At 38.0% G+C, this 18,633-nt stretch carries 19 protein-coding genes; 7 read left to right on the top strand and 12 right to left on the bottom strand.

The genetic code is table 11. The features are described 5' to 3' along the window. The first annotated feature begins 208 nt into the window (after positions 1-208). The 5 genes from rpmB (at position 209) to GM418_RS00270 (ending at position 2,236) form a co-directional block, all read left to right on the top strand. Complete coding sequence (gene rpmB / locus GM418_RS00290; protein WP_158862012.1) at positions 209-451, top strand: 50S ribosomal protein L28; 243 nt, start codon at positions 209-211, stop codon at positions 449-451. Between the two features lie 12 nt (positions 452-463). Then, positions 464-652, top strand: a complete 189-nt coding sequence (gene rpmG / locus GM418_RS00285) for a 50S ribosomal protein L33 (RefSeq protein WP_158862010.1) — start codon at positions 464-466, stop codon at positions 650-652. A gap of 8 nt (positions 653-660) precedes the next feature. Next, positions 661-813 carry a DUF4295 domain-containing protein gene (locus tag GM418_RS00280; RefSeq protein WP_158862008.1) on the top strand — a complete coding sequence of 51 codons (153 nt, stop codon included), beginning with the start codon at positions 661-663 and terminating at the stop codon, positions 811-813. A 129-nt stretch (positions 814-942) separates the two neighbouring features. After that, positions 943-1,893 carry a signal recognition particle-docking protein FtsY gene (gene ftsY, locus GM418_RS00275; protein ID WP_158862006.1) on the top strand — a complete coding sequence of 317 codons (951 nt, stop codon included), beginning with the start codon at positions 943-945 and terminating at the stop codon, positions 1,891-1,893. A 10-nt stretch (positions 1,894-1,903) separates the two neighbouring features. Then, entirely contained in the window at positions 1,904-2,236 is a 333-nt protein-coding gene (locus tag GM418_RS00270; protein ID WP_158862004.1) for a TraR/DksA family transcriptional regulator, read from the top strand. Here GM418_RS00270 and GM418_RS00265 read toward each other — a convergent pair. The 5 genes from GM418_RS00265 to GM418_RS00245 form a co-directional block, all read right to left on the bottom strand. Continuing rightward, on the bottom strand, positions 2,233-2,850 hold the full coding sequence (locus tag GM418_RS00265) for a DUF4230 domain-containing protein (RefSeq protein WP_158862002.1): 618 nt from the start codon (positions 2,848-2,850) through the stop codon (positions 2,233-2,235). The genes GM418_RS00270 and GM418_RS00265 overlap by 4 nt on opposite strands. 49 nt (positions 2,851-2,899) lie before the next feature. Continuing rightward, entirely contained in the window at positions 2,900-4,066 is a 1,167-nt protein-coding gene (locus tag GM418_RS00260; protein WP_158862000.1) for a serine hydrolase domain-containing protein, read from the bottom strand. Positions 4,067-4,377: 311 nt separating this feature from the next. Continuing rightward, the gene (locus GM418_RS00255; protein ID WP_217447668.1) at positions 4,378-5,115 is read right to left on the bottom strand and encodes a LytR/AlgR family response regulator transcription factor; all 738 of its coding nucleotides are present in this window, start codon (positions 5,113-5,115) and stop codon (positions 4,378-4,380) included. Further along, on the bottom strand, positions 5,112-6,131 hold the full coding sequence (locus GM418_RS00250; protein WP_158861998.1) for a sensor histidine kinase: 1,020 nt from the start codon (positions 6,129-6,131) through the stop codon (positions 5,112-5,114). The genes GM418_RS00255 and GM418_RS00250 overlap by 4 nt, the downstream gene beginning before the upstream one ends. A gap of 155 nt (positions 6,132-6,286) precedes the next feature. Then, positions 6,287-7,513, bottom strand: coding sequence for a dicarboxylate/amino acid:cation symporter (locus GM418_RS00245; protein ID WP_158861996.1), 1,227 nt, complete (start codon positions 7,511-7,513; stop codon positions 6,287-6,289). 179 nt (positions 7,514-7,692) lie between these two features. Between GM418_RS00245 and GM418_RS00240 the strand changes: the two genes are divergently transcribed. Together GM418_RS00240 and GM418_RS00235 are read left to right on the top strand one after the other, a co-directional pair. Then, complete coding sequence (locus GM418_RS00240) at positions 7,693-8,448, top strand: hemerythrin domain-containing protein (protein ID WP_158861994.1); 756 nt, start codon at positions 7,693-7,695, stop codon at positions 8,446-8,448. Further along, positions 8,432-9,037, top strand: coding sequence for a response regulator transcription factor (locus tag GM418_RS00235; protein ID WP_217447667.1), 606 nt, complete (start codon positions 8,432-8,434; stop codon positions 9,035-9,037). The genes GM418_RS00240 and GM418_RS00235 overlap by 17 nt, the downstream gene beginning before the upstream one ends. A 78-nt stretch (positions 9,038-9,115) precedes the next feature. Here the strand turns inward: GM418_RS00235 and GM418_RS00230 are convergent, their stop codons facing one another. From GM418_RS00230 to GM418_RS00200, 7 genes are all read right to left on the bottom strand, one after another. Then, on the bottom strand, positions 9,116-10,003 hold the full coding sequence (locus tag GM418_RS00230) for a hypothetical protein (protein WP_158861992.1): 888 nt from the start codon (positions 10,001-10,003) through the stop codon (positions 9,116-9,118). Between the two features lies 1 nt (position 10,004). Beyond that, entirely contained in the window at positions 10,005-11,384 is a 1,380-nt protein-coding gene (locus GM418_RS00225) for a di-heme oxidoreductase family protein (protein ID WP_158861990.1), read from the bottom strand. A gap of 9 nt (positions 11,385-11,393) precedes the next feature. Next, complete coding sequence (locus GM418_RS00220; protein ID WP_158861988.1) at positions 11,394-11,729, bottom strand: hypothetical protein; 336 nt, start codon at positions 11,727-11,729, stop codon at positions 11,394-11,396. Positions 11,730-11,737: 8 nt separating this feature from the next. Beyond that, on the bottom strand, positions 11,738-13,171 hold the full coding sequence (locus GM418_RS00215; protein WP_158861986.1) for a di-heme oxidoredictase family protein: 1,434 nt from the start codon (positions 13,169-13,171) through the stop codon (positions 11,738-11,740). Between the two features lie 20 nt (positions 13,172-13,191). Continuing rightward, entirely contained in the window at positions 13,192-14,319 is a 1,128-nt protein-coding gene (locus GM418_RS00210; protein ID WP_158861985.1) for an imelysin family protein, read from the bottom strand. Between the two features lie 11 nt (positions 14,320-14,330). Continuing rightward, a complete protein-coding gene (locus GM418_RS00205) occupies positions 14,331-15,590 on the bottom strand; it encodes a hypothetical protein (protein WP_158861983.1) in 1,260 nt (419 codons plus the stop codon). Between the two features lie 307 nt (positions 15,591-15,897). Then, complete coding sequence (locus tag GM418_RS00200; RefSeq protein WP_158861981.1) at positions 15,898-18,552, bottom strand: DUF5686 and carboxypeptidase regulatory-like domain-containing protein; 2,655 nt, start codon at positions 18,550-18,552, stop codon at positions 15,898-15,900. Positions 18,553-18,633 lie beyond the last annotated feature (81 nt).

Below are 18,633 nucleotides of genomic sequence, written 5' to 3'. Positions count from 1 at the left end.
GCAACAAGGTATTTGGTTTTAGTAGTTTATGTTTCTGTTATTCCGGAAATGAAGTGAAGTCCGGTAGTGTGAAAAAATAATCAACTGTCAATTGTTAATTCTTTATTTAAAAACTTTAGCATCTGCTTGATTTTTTTGCAAAAAAGTATTTTCTTTGCAAGCCGTTTGAATAACGTGTTTGTTTTGATCATATAGAAATAAAAAGGAAATGTCACGAGTTTGTCAAATAACAGGGAAAAAAGCATTGGTGGGAAATAATGTATCTCACTCAAAAAGAAGAACAAAAAGAACGTTCGATGTCAACCTGTTCAAAAAGAAATTTTATTTACCGGAGGAAAATCGCTGGGTAAATTTAACGGTTTCTGCAGCAGGAATCCGCACTATAAATAAAAACGGAGTAAAAGCTGCATTGCAGAGCGCAGTTGAGAAAGGTTATATTGATAAATATTAAAGATATTTAGAAATGGCAAAAAAAGGAAAAGGTAACAGGATTCAGGTTATTCTGGAGTGTACAGAGCACAAAGACAGTGGTATGCCGGGAACTTCAAGGTACATTACTACCAAGAACAGAAAAAATACGCCTGAACGTATGGAGTTGAAAAAATACAACCCGGTATTAAAAAAGGTTACAGTTCATAAAGAAATAAAATAGAATAAGTTATGGCAAAGAAAGCGGTTGCTACATTACAAAAAGGTGCTGGTAAAGGTTATGCCAAAGTAATTAAAATGGTGAAATCGGAAAAAACCGGCGCATATTCTTTTAAAGAAGAAGTGGTTCCGAACGACGACGTAAAAAATTATTTTAAAAAATAATCCCGAAATCGGGAAAATGCCTACAGAACAGAAAAAGCTTTCATCAATGGTGGAAGCTTTTTTTGTATTTATTTTGGGCTGACTGCGTAATTTAAAAATTGTTATTTTTACTCCTCTAATATATAGAATATGGCCTTATTCGGAAGTTTCAGTAAAAATAAAAAAGAATCCCTCGACCAGGGGCTTTCAAAAACCAAAGAGAGTGTATTTAAAAAATTAAGCCGTGCCGTTGTTGGTAAATCTAAAGTTGACGACGAGGTACTGGACAACCTGGAAGAAGTTCTGATTACTTCTGATGTTGGTGTTGATACAACTCTTAAAATTATTGAACGAATTGAAGAACGGGTTTCCCGGGATAAATATATGGGAGTTGGCGAACTCAACAATATTTTAAAAGAGGAAATTGCTGCTCTTTTGGAAGAAAATAACACGGAAGACGTTGATGATTTTGAATTGCCTCAAACTGAAGGTCCGTATGTAATTATGGTGGTTGGAGTAAATGGTGTGGGAAAAACAACAACAATTGGAAAACTGGCTTACAACTTTAAACAGGCCGGTAAAAAAGTAATACTTGGAGCTGCAGATACATTCCGCGCTGCTGCGATTGAACAATTGGAAGTTTGGGCCCAACGTGTTGATGTTCCTATTGTAAAACAAAAAATGGGATCCGACCCGGCGTCGGTCGCCTACGATACACTTTCTTCGGCAAAAGCAAGTGGTGCTGATGTTGTTATAGTCGACACCGCCGGGCGCCTTCACAATAAAATTAATCTGATGAATGAACTTTCGAAGATTAAAAAAGTGATGCAAAAAATTGTACCCGACGCACCACATGAAGTTCTTTTAATTCTGGATGGTTCTACCGGACAAAACGCTTTTGAGCAGGCTAAACAATTTACAAAAGCCACAGAAGTGACAGCAATGGCGCTGACAAAACTTGACGGAACTGCAAAAGGAGGGGTTGTGATTGGAATTTCTGACCAGTTTAAAATTCCCGTTAAGTATATTGGCATTGGCGAAAAAATGGAACATCTTCAGATTTTCAGGAGACGGGAATTTGTTGATTCGTTGTTTTCATAAGAAAAAACAAATGCCGGAGCTTAACAAACCTGAAATAAGACAAAAAATTAAATCTGAAATTCAGAAAACAGAAAAGTTGATTTCTGAATACATCGAACTAACGCAACCGATTGAGCCGGAAAATGCAATCGGCCGTATTTCGCGAATGGACGCCATTAACAACAAAAGTGTTACGGAAGCAGCATTGAGAAAAGCCAGGGAAAAGCTGGATAAACTAAAGTTTGCACTTTCAAAAATTGATGAAGAGAATTTTGGAATTTGTATTCAGTGTAAAGCACCCATTCCGATTGGTCGTTTGTTAATTATGCCCCAATCGCAAACTTGTGTAAAGTGTAGCTGTTAATGTTTTGTTTTATTGGATTCAGGCAGTTTCTCAGGTGGTTTTTCTGTTACCATTTCCCAGCCTACTGAATTTGCGAGTTGACTGATAAATTCAATGGTTTCTTTTACCTGGTTTTCCGCAATCAAATACAAATCACTTTCATCTACCTTTTCCCGGATAAAATCTTTTGATTTTTTTGAGATATCAGTCAAGTCTTTTTCTGAAAGTTTATTTACTATCCCTTTCTGAATATCGTAGTATTCGAGATCTGTGTCAATGCTAATAATTTGAGGATGAGGGAATTTTGATAGCCGTATTTTTTTGTTTGATGAATCAATCTTGATGTCGATCTGCGTTAGATCAAAGCCAACCATTACCCTGGCCTTTACAATAAGGATTACTTTTTTCTCCAGCTGCAAGAGGTTAAAGAATATATTTTTTCCGTTTCGGTGGGTAAATATCTCCGAAAATTCGCCCTCGACAGTAACCAGTTTAAAAACCTGTTTTATTTGTTTTAGTAATACTGCTGACTGTTCTTTTAGTTGTTGCGTGTTTTTGTATTTGTAGTAATACATCGAAATTACCGCACCTGCAGCAAGCCCCAAAATTACTCCCAGCAAAATAAGAGTCTCCATAGAATTCTAATTTCAACTCTAATTTATAACTTTTTAGAGAAAACCCGAACTATTTATCCGTCGCAGTTGAATCCGAAGCTTCACCGGGTGTCTGCTGAGGCTTTTCAGGTTCAGGTAAAAAATAAGTTGCTATTTTATAATCCGGTGGCTCCTGCATATCCATTGTGGTATTGACAGTACAGGCAACAATGAGTTCTTCTTCCGGAAAAATCAGGATTGTAGCTCCACCACCAACGACTGAGCCTGTTCTGGCGTAAACTTCTCTTCCGTAATTATCTTCAAGAACTAACCAACCATTGCTGTTTTGGGCCAGAAGCCCCGATTTTAATGTAGAAAGAGAAAAAATCCGTTTTTTTATATCTTCAGAAATATAGTCGGAAAATAAAAAGGCGTTTCCCAACTTTACCAAATCTTCTGCATTGGACAATAAGCCTTTTGAAGGAGCCTGTGAGCGTAAATCAATGGAGATGGCATTGATGAGCAACGCAACGATATTGTGGTCGTAAAAATCACTCCGTCCTTTTATCGTTCCAAGGGGGTGGTCAAAAACTGTATTTTCCAAATGTAATGTATCCGTTACCAATTCCTTAACAATTTTTTCAAAGTTTTTGTGGGTTGCTTTTTCCATTACGGCCCCAAGAAGATTGTAATTCAAAGAAGAAGCGTACTGGTAATATCCGGGCTCCGCCATCAATGAGTCGTCCTTAAAGGAGTCGATTCCTTTTTGCAGACTAAGGTTAAATTTGTTTGTGTATTCTTTGCCGGAGCCTTCCGGGCGCATCCCTGAAGTGTTATTGACAAGATTCTCCAGTGTGATTTTATATTTCTTTTCAGGGAATTCAGGCATATAGTACTGAACAGAAGAATCGGGATGAAGTGTCCCTTTTTCAACAAGTAACTGATAAGTAAGAGAGGTGAAAAGTTCGGTTAACGAACCAATTCTAAACTTTGTGTTGCGGGTTGCCGGAACATCCAAATCTTTCGACGCAAGTCCCATGGCTTCCGAGTAAACGAGTTCTCCTCCCTTTGAAATGGCAATTGATCCCCCGGGGATAGAATTGCTTGTCAGGTAAAAACTAAAATCTTTTCTGGCCTTTTTTATCGCATCGATATACTTTTTATTATAAACGATGTCGTTGTTATGTTTTTTACAATTGGTTAGACCAATTAAAATGGCCAGTAAAAAAATAACGAATTTCAATTTTTTTAATTCCATTTTGTTAGGTTTTCTGATTTTGCAAACACGTGCAAAAATAGGGATTTCAATAAAATTTCAAATATTAAAAAATGTAAAATTTATTTTTGCCTGAGAATTGTTGACGCCGCTTGTTTCAAAAGAATTAAAATGAGCGTATTCCCCCGGATAACTGAGAGATGAATTTTGTGGAGGCCGGAGTAAATCACAGGTGGTATTTTTAACTGAATCAACAGAAGAGGTCAGTTTTAATTTTGTAATAGGTTAAAGTATTGTTGTTGGTTGTACCTTAGGTTGTTGTGATTTAGGGCATCGATGCGCGACAGTTCAGGTTAAATAAAATTCTTTTTATTCAGCATATTAAAAAATGGCACTTTATAGCTGTTGCTTACGGGAATGAGTTTGTTCTTTATTTTTATTGCGTTATTTTCAATGTAGTCGATTTTGTCAATGGCAATAATATACGATTTATGCACTCTGATAAATTTTTTTGGGTCAAGTACCTCCTGTATGGTTTTGAAATTTAGCAAGGTCATTATTTTACTGTCCTCTGTGTGAATTTGAAGATAATCGCGCATCCCTTCAATGTACAGAATTTTATTAAAATAAACTTTTACCGTTTTATTCCCCGATTTTATAAATGTATAATCGGGGGCTGTTGCAGTTTGATGAACTTCACCTGAAGTCTGGTGGTTTTTGTGGGTGGCCTCTCTCAGGAAACGGGCATATACTTTTTCCACCGCCTTTACGAAACGTTCAAAAGGGATAGGTTTTAAAAGATAATCCATCACATCCAGTTCGTAGGCTTTTAAAGCATATTCATCGTAGGCTGTGGTTAAAATTACATAGGGCGGATCTTTTATCGTCTCCAGAAGCTGGATACCTGTAAATTCGTCCATTTGTATATCGAGGAAAATGAGGTCGATTTTATTTTCACGAAGAAATGAAAATGTAGAGAGGGCATTGTCAAAAGTTCCCAGCAGATTTAAATAATCAATCTTATCTGCGTACCTTTTTATTTTTTTCAGGGCCAAAATTTCGTCGTCAACGGCAATACAATTCATTTTCATGATAAAGGTACTTTTAGGTAAACATCAAATTTATCCATATCGCGATTAATATCAAAAATGAAATTTTCTCCGTAAATGAGTTTTAGTCTTTTTCTCACTATTTTTAGTCCGTTGCCGCTGCTGTTATCGGGTAGTTTAAAATCGTTTCGTTTGACATGGTTTGAGGTTTTTAATTCAATAAATTCATTTTCAATTTTGAATGAAATCTGAATGCCGGGCGATTTTACCTGTTTGTTACAGTGTTTTACTGCATTTTCGATAATCGGTATAAACAGAAGTGGCGGAATCAATTTGCGGGCAGAGGAACCTGTTGTCTCAAACTTTAAAAATTTAGGATTCTCAAAACTCAGTTTGGCCAGTTCAAGATAATCCTCGATATAAGTTAGTTCCCTATCCAGCCTGACTTTTTCTTCGGCAGACTCCTGTAACATATAACGCATAATTTTTGAAAGCAGGAATATGGCATTTGAAGCTTTCTCTTTGTCTTCGAAGATTAATGCATCAATGTTGTTCAAAACATTAAACAAAAAATGCGGATTTACCTGTGAGCGTAAAATACCTAATTCAGATTGTACTGTCTTTCTTTCCAGCTCCGATTGGTTGAGTTGTATTTTTGTAGAGTAACTAAATAGTTTCAGAGCGGAAGCAGTTCCGACAATCATAAAATTGGAAAGAAGTGAGTAAAAAAGTTCTACTGTTAGAGCTTTCCGGCTTACCCAAAAACCAAGCCGCGGTTGTATTACAAAATTGATATATCTGGAAATAAGAATATTAAGTGTAAAAGCGGTTAACACACCAATTAAAAGCACAGGGAGATTGCGGTTGTTGATAAAAAAACGGGGAATCAAAAAGCTAATAACAAAATAAACCGTGAGAATATCAAACGGTAGATAAATCAGATTTATAAAAGCATCGGTTTCAAATCCATACGACAAAATAAAAGGTATGGTGTAAAATGCATAAATAAATATCCAAAAAAGGATATGGTTTAAAATCCGATATTTAAAGATTTTCATTTAAACAATATTGTAACTTTTACACAATGGTAAACTTTTTCCCTGAAAAAAATACTGACTTTCTGCCATTTATACAATTAATTCTGCAATTGCCGCTTGCAGATGATAAGTTTTGTTTTGCAGATTAAATCCTGTTTTACACTGACAAAACGTTGCTAAATGGCAACGCTGGTTTCCTCATTCTCTGAACGGGCAATGGTTACTGCACCACAACTGTCGCTCCAAACGTTAACAGAAGTACGAATCATATCCAGAATCCGGTCTACTGCCAGAATCAATCCAATTCCTTCCAGTGGCAGTCCCACGGCAGTTAATACAACAGTTATCATTACCAGTCCGGCCATTGGAATTCCGGCAGCACCAATCGATGCAAGTAAAGCTGTGACTACTACCAATGCCTGCTGGGCGATACTCAGTTCAACGCCGTAAACCTGTGCGATAAACATGGCCGCAATACACTCGTAAAGTGCGGTACCATCCATATTTATTGTGGCTCCAAGCGGCAATGTAAAACTTGATATTTTATTTGATACACCGCTGTTATTCTCCAAAGCATCCATCGTCAGCGGCAACGTAGCACTTGATGAAGATGTGGAGAAAGCGGTTAGCAGCGGGGTAATCATATTTTTCATGTGGGCAAATGGCCTGGCTTTTCCTATAAAACGAACAATTAAAGGCAGAGAAACAAAAGCATGTATCATAAGAGCAACAAAAACACAGAGACTGTAAATGGCCAAACTCCCTGCAATACTTGCTAGCTGATCCGAGTTGCGGGCAACTTCGCGGGCAACAATACCAAAAATTCCAAATGGTGTAAATTTTATAATGAACAAGGTTATTTTCATCATCACCTCAAAGATGGCATCAAAAAAAGTAGTCAGCGAGTCTTTATATTTTCCTTCAACTTTGGTGATAAAAAAACCAAAAATCACCGCGAAGAAAATCACCGATAAAATAGAGCCCTGCGCCATTGCGTCAACAACATTGTCGGGGATTAAACGATAAAAAATGTCTTTTACCGAACCTGCATTTTCAGCCAGCCCTTCAACCGATTGGGTAAAACCCATTTCAACACCTATTCCGGGTTTTACAATATTTACAACAAACAAGCCGGTAACAATCGCAAGTGTACTTGTTCCCAGATAGTAGGTGAGTGTTTTCAGTCCGAGCCGGCCGAGGTTTTTTCCTTCCCCCATACTTGTGACACCACTAATTATTGAGCTAAAAATGAGAGGTATAATCACCATTTTTAAGGCCCTTAGAAAAATATCGCCCATCCACGCAACATATTTAACCCCATCGGGCACAAAATATCCAAAAAATACAGAAAGGATTAATGCAATTAGTATTTGCCAGTGAAGTTTTAATTTTATTATTTTCACGTTTTGTCTTTTACATTTTTAATAGGAAGTTGCTAATTTATCTCTTTTCAGAAAGATGCCAAATTTCTTTCTGCCCAATTTAGTTATTTCATAATGTGCCGGGGATAAAAAATAGCAACAAATTGGGATTTTAAGGATTTATTTTTATTGTTTACTTCGTAACCATAAATTTTAGTTCGATGAGTAAATACACATTATTTTCGGCACAAATGAAAATGGCCGATATCGTTTATCATAATTATTTATTAATACCGGTGTTGGGGAGATTTGGTATAAAATACGGTTTTAGGAATAAAACGGTTGAGGAGGTATGTCGGCAATATAACATAAACACCTGGTTTTTTCTTGAGATTGTGAATGCTTATCATAACCGGGATTATTTTCCAACAGAAAAACTGAGAGACTTTTCGTTTTCCGATATTATAGCTTATTTGGTTAATACACATCGTTATTTTCAAAAAGTTAAAATACCTGAAATTCAGGTTTTTATTGATGAACTGATGAATTCTGCTCCGGAAGAGAACAGTAAAAATATCAAGTTGCTTGATGATTTTTTTAAAAAATATGTAGAAGAAATTGATTTGCATTTTTCACACGAAGAGGATGATGTTTTTCCTTACATAGAACAAATTGGACAGGCTATCGATTCCGGAAATGTAGCCGAAGAACTTATTGAAAGAATTATTAATGAGCCGATTGAAGAATACGAGAGACAACATGATAATCTGGAAATAAAACTTAATGATCTTAAAAACCTGATTATTAAATATCTGCCTCCGCACGATAATGTTGAATTGGTACAGAAATTACTTATGGAACTGTTTCGGGTAGAAATTGATTTGAATGACCATTCCCGTATTGAGGAGAAAGTGCTGGTTCCCAAAGTCAAATCTTTTGAACAAAGTATTCTGAAAAAAAGTGGCGTATCAAATTAAGAAAATAACAGTAGTTATTGCAGTTTCGCAGGTTTTAACAAGGCTTGGGATCAAAACATTCTTAAGCGTAATTGGTATCGAGCCGGAGTACAAGGAACTTGCTCATTTGGATGAGCTCGATTCTGTTATTCCAGCCGGGGCGAAATCGTATTTAATCATAGAACAGTCATTATTGGTAAAGCCGGAATCGGAGTACCTTAAGAATATTTCAAGAAAATACGGTAAGAGCAAAATACTGATTATTGGTAACCGCGTGATTGAAAATTGCCCGTGCAGTCATTTTGTGCTCAACAGTGACAACCGGCAGGAAATACTTGAGAAATTTCAGGATTTTTTTAGCGAAAGAGACGACACATCGACAGTAAATGGTGCCGAGGATATTTTAAGCGACCGGGAAACGGAAGTGCTGAAAGAGGTTGCAAGAGGATTAGCCAACAAAGAAATTGCCGACAAGTTATACATCAGCATCAATACGGTAATTACCCATCGGAAAAATATTACTGAAAAACTTGGGGTCAAAACTGTGTCGGCGCTTACGGTTTATGCTTTAATGAATAAATTGATAACACCCGAGGAAGCAATAAAATAGTTTTTATTTCCCAACCGGCATCATAATAAATGAGGATATACAAATTTTTTTTATATCAACTAACGATATTCAAAAAAGTTACTCAGGCGAAACAGAAAGGCCTGCCATATTTTTAAATATTTCCTGCAGCTTTTTGCAATTTTTTAGCTCTTCTTTTGCTTCCGGATAAACATATTTTTGCCGGTTAAGGTAATTGTTGATTAACAAAATCTGGATGGGAGAGAGGTTTTGTAATTTTTCTGTTAGCAGTGTTTGAATACTAAATTTACGCAATACTTTTTGTTGATCTGCTGTATTTAAAGCGATAGTTAATTCAGCGGGATGTGTATTTTGAATGTCTGAAAAATAGGTTTTCCAGTCGTTCACATTTTTATCATTTTTAAATCCGGTATGTATGGTTTCATGAATATTCATTACCAGCCTGTTGTTCTTGTGGTAAACTATATTCCATAAGGTAAAACAGGTAAATGCTCCACCAGCTACCAGTGTTTCATTTTTGACCGAAATGGTGGCGCCGCTGGTTGCATCTGTTTTTTGTGCATTTAAGCGAACCAGTTTTTCTTCACCTGTTTCCCTGAGTTTGGAAGAGGGATTATTTAACACGGTAAAAAGCTGATAGTAGTCGTTTTTGTTAAATTCTCTGTGCCCGATTTTTGTCAACGGCTTGTCGTCGGATACTAAAAAGCCGAGGAAATTTCCGGTTATATCCCAGTAAAGAGTAAGTTCGGCAGGTTTACATTCTCCGGTGTTACAAACTTCAGTAAATATGTTGCGGCAATAAAAGAGTGGGTTTTGTGCTGCGTCTGCAACCAACATGGTGCTGTCATCAGCGGTTTCTCTGTTTATTGCCGGTATCAATGAAAATTTATTTCTGTAAAAAGGAAACTGTTCTTTTTGTTGATTTTCCTTTGTGTGAAATTCAGCAAAAAACAGAAGAGCCAATATGCTTATAAAAAGGATTTTCATTTTAAAGTGCATTTAGAAAAGTGAGTAAAGCATCGCGTTCCGATTTACTCAGTTTCATAAATTCGTCTCTCGATTTTTCAGCTTCTCCACCATGCCACAAAATGGCTTCTGTTAGGTTGGCTGCTCTTCCATCGTGTAAAAAATGGGTATGCCCGTTGGCCAGATTGGTAAGCCCGATTCCCCACAGTGGTCTTGTTTTCCACTCTTTGCCATTTGCCAGATATTCGGGTCTGTTATCGGCCAGACCGTCGCCCATGTCGTGTAAAAGCATGTCAGTGTAGGGATATATTTTTTGATTACTTATTTCCGGGATGCCTTCAATGTGACCCGTGGTGAATGACGGAATATGACAGGCTGTACAGTTTATTTTTTCGAACAATTTTCGACCCTGTATCACTTCGGGGTTATCAAAATTTCTTCCGGCCGGCACACCAAGTGTCATGGCATAAAAAGTAACATTGTCGAGGGTTTCCATATCTAACTCAACGGCATGTTCAGTGTTGTCGCCATTGGTTTGACCGTAGGAACTTTCCACAGGTTTTACCGGATTTGTAACTCCCATATCTTCGTTGTAGGCTCCGGCCGACTGCACCAAAACACTGGGTGTTCCGGCTTTCCATCCAAAACGGCCAAGAGCGGTTGTTTCCGAAACAGGGTCCCATACATAATTTGGTTTTCCCGATATTCCGTCACCATCCATATCATTCATATCTGCATTGGCAAGTATATCATCCTCTGAAATTGCTTCCAGAAGTCCGAGTCCAAAAACAGGCATTCCGATTCGCGGAGATAACATTACATTTGCAGGTAAGGCTGTGTAAGGATTAATAATGGAATAAACCGGTTTTTTTAATGTTATTGCAGTGCCGTCATCAAAAATCATTTCAATGTTTTTATATTCGACTGCCATTTCTGCTTCTTTGGCATAACCATAATTGGCCTGATGTTGCAACTGCGTTCCAAATCCTTGAACCGGTGCCGGGCCATTGTTTTCATCCGTACCCGGTACACTTATTTTAAAGAAAAATCCACTGATATCATTAAGCCCGGTTGGGAAGGCTGCACGGCCGTCGCCCGGGTGACAGGAAATACAGGAATTGTTGTTGAAAATTGGGCCAAGCCCGCCGTTTACAGGAGAATCTCCTGAAACAAATATATCCTCAAAAGCGGCATCCCCTTTTAAATGTTTTTCAAGATTATCGGCTGTTAAATTGGGTGCCGGGCTTGAAATGGCTGTGCTGCTTTGCAGATAAACGGTTGTTTCTCCACCGGCTTTTTCTCCTTCAATTTTAGTTGGAACTGTTTCTACTTCTTTTGTACAAGATGCAAAAAAAGCAATCAAAAAAAATAAAAATAATCCTCTGCACGCTGACCTCTTCATGATTTTATTCTAGTTATTATCCGCTCCCTGGTTTATCCATTCTTTTAAAATTTTTATCTGGTTTGAAGGTATGTCAATATTTTCGGGGTGTCCGTTTTCAAGTTGAATAACAATTGCACTTTGGTTTGCTTTTCCCGGAGTTACATATCCGCCTTCTGTAAGCTGGTTGTAACTTACTTCTTCGTGAAGATTTGGCTCCTGCCTTCCTCCGTAGTGACAAGCAGTGCATGTATTTTCCAGAAATGGGGCGATATCCTGCGAAAAGGAGATGATTTCGTTTTCTTCTTTACCGCAGGATAACAAAAGAAAAGAGACCATAAGTACAATTGTTATTTTTCTTTCCATCGAACAATTTATATTGATGCACAAAACAGGATTAATGCTTTCCTGTCTTCTTTTGCTAAGTTTCTAAAAAATTCACGTGAATCTTCAGCTTCTCCAAAATGCCATAGAATAGCTTCTTCAAAATTGCGGGCGCGCAAATCATGGAACATATCTGTATGGTTGGCTGCTTTGTTCATTAATCCGCGTCCCCACAGCGGAGGTGTGCGGTAAGTACGAAATCTGCCCTGGTTTTCGTCTCCCATGTCATGCATCAGAAGATCGGTGTATGGCCAGATTTTTTGGTTTGAATATTCGGGAATGTATTCGTAATCTCCAGTTGTCCACGAGGGTTTATGGCATTCTGCACATTTCCCTTCATAAAAAAGATTTTTGCCTTGCTGCACATCAGGATCATCGAGGTTTCGGGCGGCAGGAACAGCAAGTCCTCTGTGCCAGACCATAAAATCAAGCAAATCATCATAAGAAAGTTCTGCTTTCTGCGGGCCATGTAATCCGGTGGTATCTATCCCGAGTTCGTGTTGTTTTTCCATCCATTGTGTAGTTGCATAAAGATTGGGGCGGTCTTCCCTTGTAATATTTGAAATGCTGTACAAAGCGTTGTATCCCGGTCCGTTTTGTAAGGTAGCCCTACTGCAATGCCAGGTAAATTTTCCAAGGTGTTGTTTTCCGTCAAAACTTTCGGTAATCCACGGTCCGTGCTGCCCCTTTATAACGCCATCCATCGCCTGTTGCCGTTCGTATTCATCAATTATACTTTCATCGGCAATGGCATCCAGTAAACCGGTTCCGTAGATTCCTATGGTTGCTTCGATGGAAACTTTATATTCTGCCGGTAAATCCATAATACAATTTATAAGTTCGGCAGTTGGGTAAATCAATGTCCCTTCAATTGCCTTCCCCTCATTGTATGGCGTTCCGTCAGGATATTTATTCCCATATTCATCTACAAACTGATTCCACGTTATGTCAACTCCTTCGGCTGGCGGTACAAAAGGTGCAACAGCGTGTGTTTGTAACATTACTGTAAATCCGGGGACAATTGACCCATCGGGCATGTGAACAAAAGCAATATATCCGTTTCCGTGGTCAATCGAAAAATCGTCGACACGTTGTGCTCTTCCGTATCCGGGATGACACGAAATACAAGATGTTTTAATATAAACAGGTCCCAAACCTCCAAAAGGTACATCGGAATCTGAAACAAAACTGCCTTCAAAAAAGGCTTCTCCATTTAGGAAAGCATTAAGATCTGAAATAGCAGGCGACGGTTGTTCGAAACATTTTGATGTTTCGTTAAAAACCGTTCCATTGATCCCTCCTGAATAATATTCCTCTGCAAGGACTTCAACTTCTGGTGTCCCAATTGTATCATCCTTTGCACATGAAGCCAAAAGGAGAACCACAGGAAGTAAAAAGATGTTTTTTGTACAGAATAGTTTCATTTTTGGTTTGGTTTTTAATTTTATTGAAGCAGATTTTTGATTTTTTGCAGGGAGTCAAATAACTCGGTGCAGGCGGCAATTGCTTCAGAAGTTCCACTTTCATTGTCAAGATTATTTCTGAAAGGTTCCCCAATCGCATCGATCTTTGAAAGTGCAGTTGTAATGTTTGTTTTTATTTCCGTATCAAGCGAAGCATCATTGTCGGCAACAAAAGCAGAAATGCTTGTTCCCCGGTTATTTTCATCGGCTCCTCCCAGGTAGGCATTTTCAATGCTTCTGATATTATTCTGAAAATCAGTCAGCGAATTCCAACTGTACCATGATTCAACATCCAAAACATTTTTGGATTCAACCGGATCGGCGATTTTTGCATTCCCGACTTCATCTGCAATGTCCATCGCTCCCTGAATAATTTCTTCAACGGCCGAGAACTGTGTATTATAGCGACTTCCGGCAAGCCCGGCACTTTTTATTTCATCACCAAATGCGTCACCGGTTTCTATTTCTGCTTCTGCAAGGATACTTTGTTTGTTGGCACTAAGATTGTCGGTGCCAATCCACCATGATTCAAGAGTAATACAGTCCTGGGCAAGAATAAGGGCCACGGCTTTTAAATAACTATATTCTGTTGCAGTTATATCGGCTGCGGTTCTTGCCTGGCCATCCCTGAACAACAGGTATTCAACAGCATGAAAACCACGTAAAGAGGCTCCTAGATTGTCGCGCACATAGCCGGCACTCATTTCTATTTCTCCACTTTCAACATCAGCTAATACCTGGTCAAGTTGGTTTTTATCCAGGGGCCAGGTGTCGAGCAGGGGGTCAAGGTTATTAAATGCGGCAGGTCCAAATAAAAAGGCTTCACTTTTCTCCCAGTGTTCACGCGTATCTTTCCATGCATTGGCAGCAGCAACCACTTCTTCATCGGTGATTCCGTCTTCAAACTCTTCCAGCGCAGTTGTCAGCAGAATCGAATTGTCAGCCATGGAAGTATAGGTAGCAATTACAGTTTTATCCGTATAATCTGTTAATATTTCTGTCAGAAGATTGTCTTGTTCCGAGCCTGTTATGTCGTCATCATTATCACATGAATAACTAACAAACAAGAGCAAACCCAGCAATACTAAATTATTGATACATTTTTTCATAGTAATATATTTTAATGGTTAAACATTCCTGAAAATATCACGCCCAGGCTAAATGTATTTTCCTGGTTATAAGGCGTTTCAAATACACGCATGTTGTACTCCGCTTTTATTCCGATTTCGGGCAGAGGATAATAGTTTATCCCGGCTGTATATAAGTTTCTTTTGTAGCGTTTATCAGCCAGCATACCTTCAACTGTATTTTGCATTGAGTTGTAGTAGGTATAGTGGAGAAAAAGGAAAAGCTTATCGTTTTGCGCAGGCACAAGTGAAAAAATATCATACCCGGCCTCCACCAACACCGACATAGCATTTTGGGCTACATCGGTATGTGGCGAGGGCGCTGCATTGGGCAAATTTTTGTTGATTTTTGATATTTCTGCCGACTCAGACAGATTCCCGTAAATAAAATTTGTTCTGGCTAAAAAGTTGTGCGTTTTATATTCTGCTTCCACTGAACCGATAAGTACTGTTCCGTTTAAACCGGCATACCGGTCGGCCTTTAAACTGTTCTGAGCACTGTTTCCTGCATATCCACTAAGGGCCCATCGTAGTCCGTTAACCGAATAATTGTCGATTCTGACTACTCCGGCCATATTGGTTGCCAGTTTATATTCATAAGGTGAAACACTACCGCCGTTTACCCAGTTTGCCGAGCCAAATGCATCAACATCCAAGCCATTAATAATCTGGGCTTCATAGCGCCACATTCCAAGGCGCCCGTAAATGCTGATGCCGTTATCGTGCCAGGTTTGCGGGATAATCGTACTTTCTCCTTCCGGCCGTAAAACCGTAAAATATTCTGTCGGTAAATGTTGATAATTTGTAATCCCAACCGGAACAATAATATGTCCGGCGCGAATATTAAATCGTGAACTAAAACTTTTTTCCAGCCAAAATTGCTCAAGAATGATTTCGCCACCCTTTTCAACTTCCTGTTCATATTCGCCAAATTCTTCTGCTTCTATTTCAACTTCCGAAGCTGTGCCTCCGTGTTCAAATTCAATTTCTGAACCCAGTTTCCAGTTATTGTCAAAAAGATATTCGAGCGAAAAAACAAGATGAGGAACATCGGTTTGTGCCCGTTTTTCATTCCCCGTAAAATTTTCAGGATAGGTGTAGCGGTTAAAATCTGCCGAATAGTTATATCGTTGATAGGTTATTTCACCATAGCCGCCAATTTTTAACCGCGGTTCGTTTTCTGTTTTTTGTTGGGCCGGGATTTTGGAACAAAAGAAAACCAATATAAAAAGGACGTAAAAATTTTTAATCATTAGGAACATCTTTTAGGAAAAGTCAAAAGTAGAGATTGACCAGAGCCTTCACAATCCTCATTTTTTATGAAATTTCCCTGCCCTTGAAAAATTGCCTGAGAACGAATTAAATTTGAACCGGAATTTATTTATGAAAGCCCGATGATGTTTTAAGTTGTTGAATGTTTGTTTTATACGATGAGGAGAGTTCGTTTGCGGATTTTTTTTATTTGGAACGATTCGTTTGTTAAACTCATGTTTTTTGCAAAGTGCACTTTAGCTTATCCTGTTTTATGATGAAGTTAAAAAATTGCAGTCCGAAGAATTATTAAAAGCCGGCGATAGAAAATTTAACAGAAATACTTTCAAAACTGCTTTCACTAAAACCGGCAAAAACGCCAAGATTACCTATAAAAAAGAGGTTGTTTAAACTGTAGCCTGCTTCCCAGTAATTATTCAGAGTTGGAGTGCTCAGATAGTTTAAATGAAAACTTTCGCTCCATGTACGTTTGTTAAAAAGCGATAAATAACGCATCAACAGGTATTCTGTCCGGAATTCAAAACCCGCATTGATATATTTATCACTGGTGCTGAATTCATAATCGTTCAGCAATTGAAAAGTGTGTGTGAAGTTTTTAAACGGAATAACAATTTCGGATGTTTGAAAGTGTTTGAATTGAGAAAAATGCAACTGATTGGCGTTAAAAAAGTACCCTGTGCTCAACTGCCAGTCAATTCCGGAAGTAGGAGTGAGGTTGGCCTGGTGTCGGAATTTAAAATCAAGGCGGCTGAAGTCTGACGTTGAATTCAGAATTCCTTTAACTCCTTGTTTGTAGGAAAGTAGAAAATCATAATAATCAGAAATCATCAGGAAACCGGAACTTTGCAGCCAGGGTTTTCGCTGGTATTTCCGGTAGCTTAATCCAAGAGCATAAATCAAACTTTTTTGTTCCTCCAGGAAAGGACTGTTTACATTCAATCCTTTTGGAATATTGGGTGAAAACTCTTTTTTGTCGGATAATGTGTAACCCGCATTGTTTTCCAGCGGAGAAAAGTGGTTGTAATCGACCAGGCCTTTTAGATAGAAATTTTTAAATGCTTTTTGGGCCATGTTAAAACGGAAAAATCCGGTTTCATACAGTCGCATATAATTTTCGCCAAAAAACCAGGAGCTGATTGAGTTTAGGTCAGGGTTAATTCCCTGGTCGTTAAATTTAAAATCCCGGCTTTTTTTCCCAAATGATATTTCCAGTTGATTGTTTTTTGCCAAAAGATTTTGAAAATGTGAACTTACCGACCAGAAAATGGCTTTGCGGTTAAAAGCATAACCCATTTCGGGTGTCACTCTGACATATTTCCCAGAATCCAGATTGGCAAAAAAACGAATAGATTGTTTGTATTTGTACCCATCAACCGCATTATAATCGGCATTTTCTGTTGCAAGTAATCCCGGATAACTGACCCGGATAATTGAATCTCCGTATAAATCAGGATATCCGGTAAAAATTTTCATTGCTACCGAATTTTTGAAGCCGGTTTTTGATTCGGTGGTTGAATCGGGTTTTTGTGTTTCCATTTTCACCAGTGAGTCGCTCATTGCATAACTGCTGATTTCAGCCGGTGTTAAGGGAATTGTCCTGACGGAATCCCAGGCAAAAGTATCATTCGCAAGCGTGTCTTTTGTTTCTTCAATGTTGTAATTACTGTTATAGGAAGAAGCAAAAGTAGAATCCTGGTACTGCTCTTTTAAAATTTTGCGGTTTAAACGCGCAACTTTACGAACATCTTTATTACTTAATTCATCTTTTGAACTTAAGCGCACAACTTCATTTCTTAGTTCAATTTCTTTTTTATTTACCTCTTTTTTGGGTGTGTTCGTTGGCATTTTTGTTGCTGTTTGGCTGGAACCCAGTTCGTTTTCTTCAACTGATTTGTATTGTAAAGTTGCTCCATAATAAAATTTGCCTTTTAAGCCGAGCAGAGAAAAGTTGCCGTTAATAATGTGTGAAACCGGCATCCAGTTTTCATTTCCAAGATTTTCGTATTGTTGTTTAATACGGTAGTGAAAAAATTCGATTCGGGCATTAAAATCTATATTGTAAATACACCAGAGTTTATCTACAATGTAGATGGTTCCGGAAACCAATTCGTCGCTTTTTCGTTTGGGCTCAACTTTTATTTTGAAAACATCAAATTTTCCCACCGTTATAAAACCCTGGTATTCGTAATTATAGTGGTTTAACGCTGTTGCTGAAAGGGGAGAAATAACCTGATTCGGTCGCTCTTCATAAAAAGTGGACGTCATTAATCCCATCATCGGCGGTTCATCAAAACCAGTAAGCGATGTTTTTTTACTTATCACTTCCTGTTTATAACTTTCAGGATAATCATAAGTTATTTTGTTTTGCGATTCGATAACATAGGTTACATCCTCCTTAAAAGCATCTTTAAGTTTTTTATCATTTATCTCTATTCGGTTTTGATAAAGTTTGGGAATATTGGTAAATGTAAAATTGCTTTTTATATATAAATTGGCTTCATAATGTTTTATTTTTTCCCGGAAATAGGCCGCATTTGCCATTGCTTTCCTGATAATATAATAGGCCGGGTCTTCTTTTCCCGGAAAAACTTTAATTTCTTTAATCTGATATTCCTGCTGCAACAGTACGATATCAAAAAGCAGAGAGTCGGAAGCCAGCGTTATCTCTTTTTCAATTTGCTGATATCCGAGTGACCGAATTAAAAAATGATAAGTGCCTTTTTCAAGATTCAGATTGTAATTTCCATCAGCATTTGAAATGGTTCCTTCACGGGTTTCTGAAACAAAAATTGTGGCATAAGGCACAGGTTCGTTTTGCTCATTGACGATTTTTCCGTAAAGGGTTTGTCCTGAAATAACAAATGGAAAAAAAAGGCTCCCATATATAAAAAAGAGAAAAGAAACTGTAAACTTAAATTTTTTTTGCAGGGTGTTTTCCGGCATGGTTTCAATTGTTTTTAATTGACGGCTACGCGAATATAATGGCTTTTTGGAAAACGAAACACCGGGTAAAAGTAAAATTAA

It is taken from the genome of Maribellus comscasis (assembly GCF_009762775.1).
GTDB classification, from domain to species: Bacteria; Bacteroidota; Bacteroidia; order Bacteroidales; family Prolixibacteraceae; genus Draconibacterium; species Draconibacterium comscasis.
This window is presented reverse-complemented; position numbering and strand designations above follow the sequence as displayed.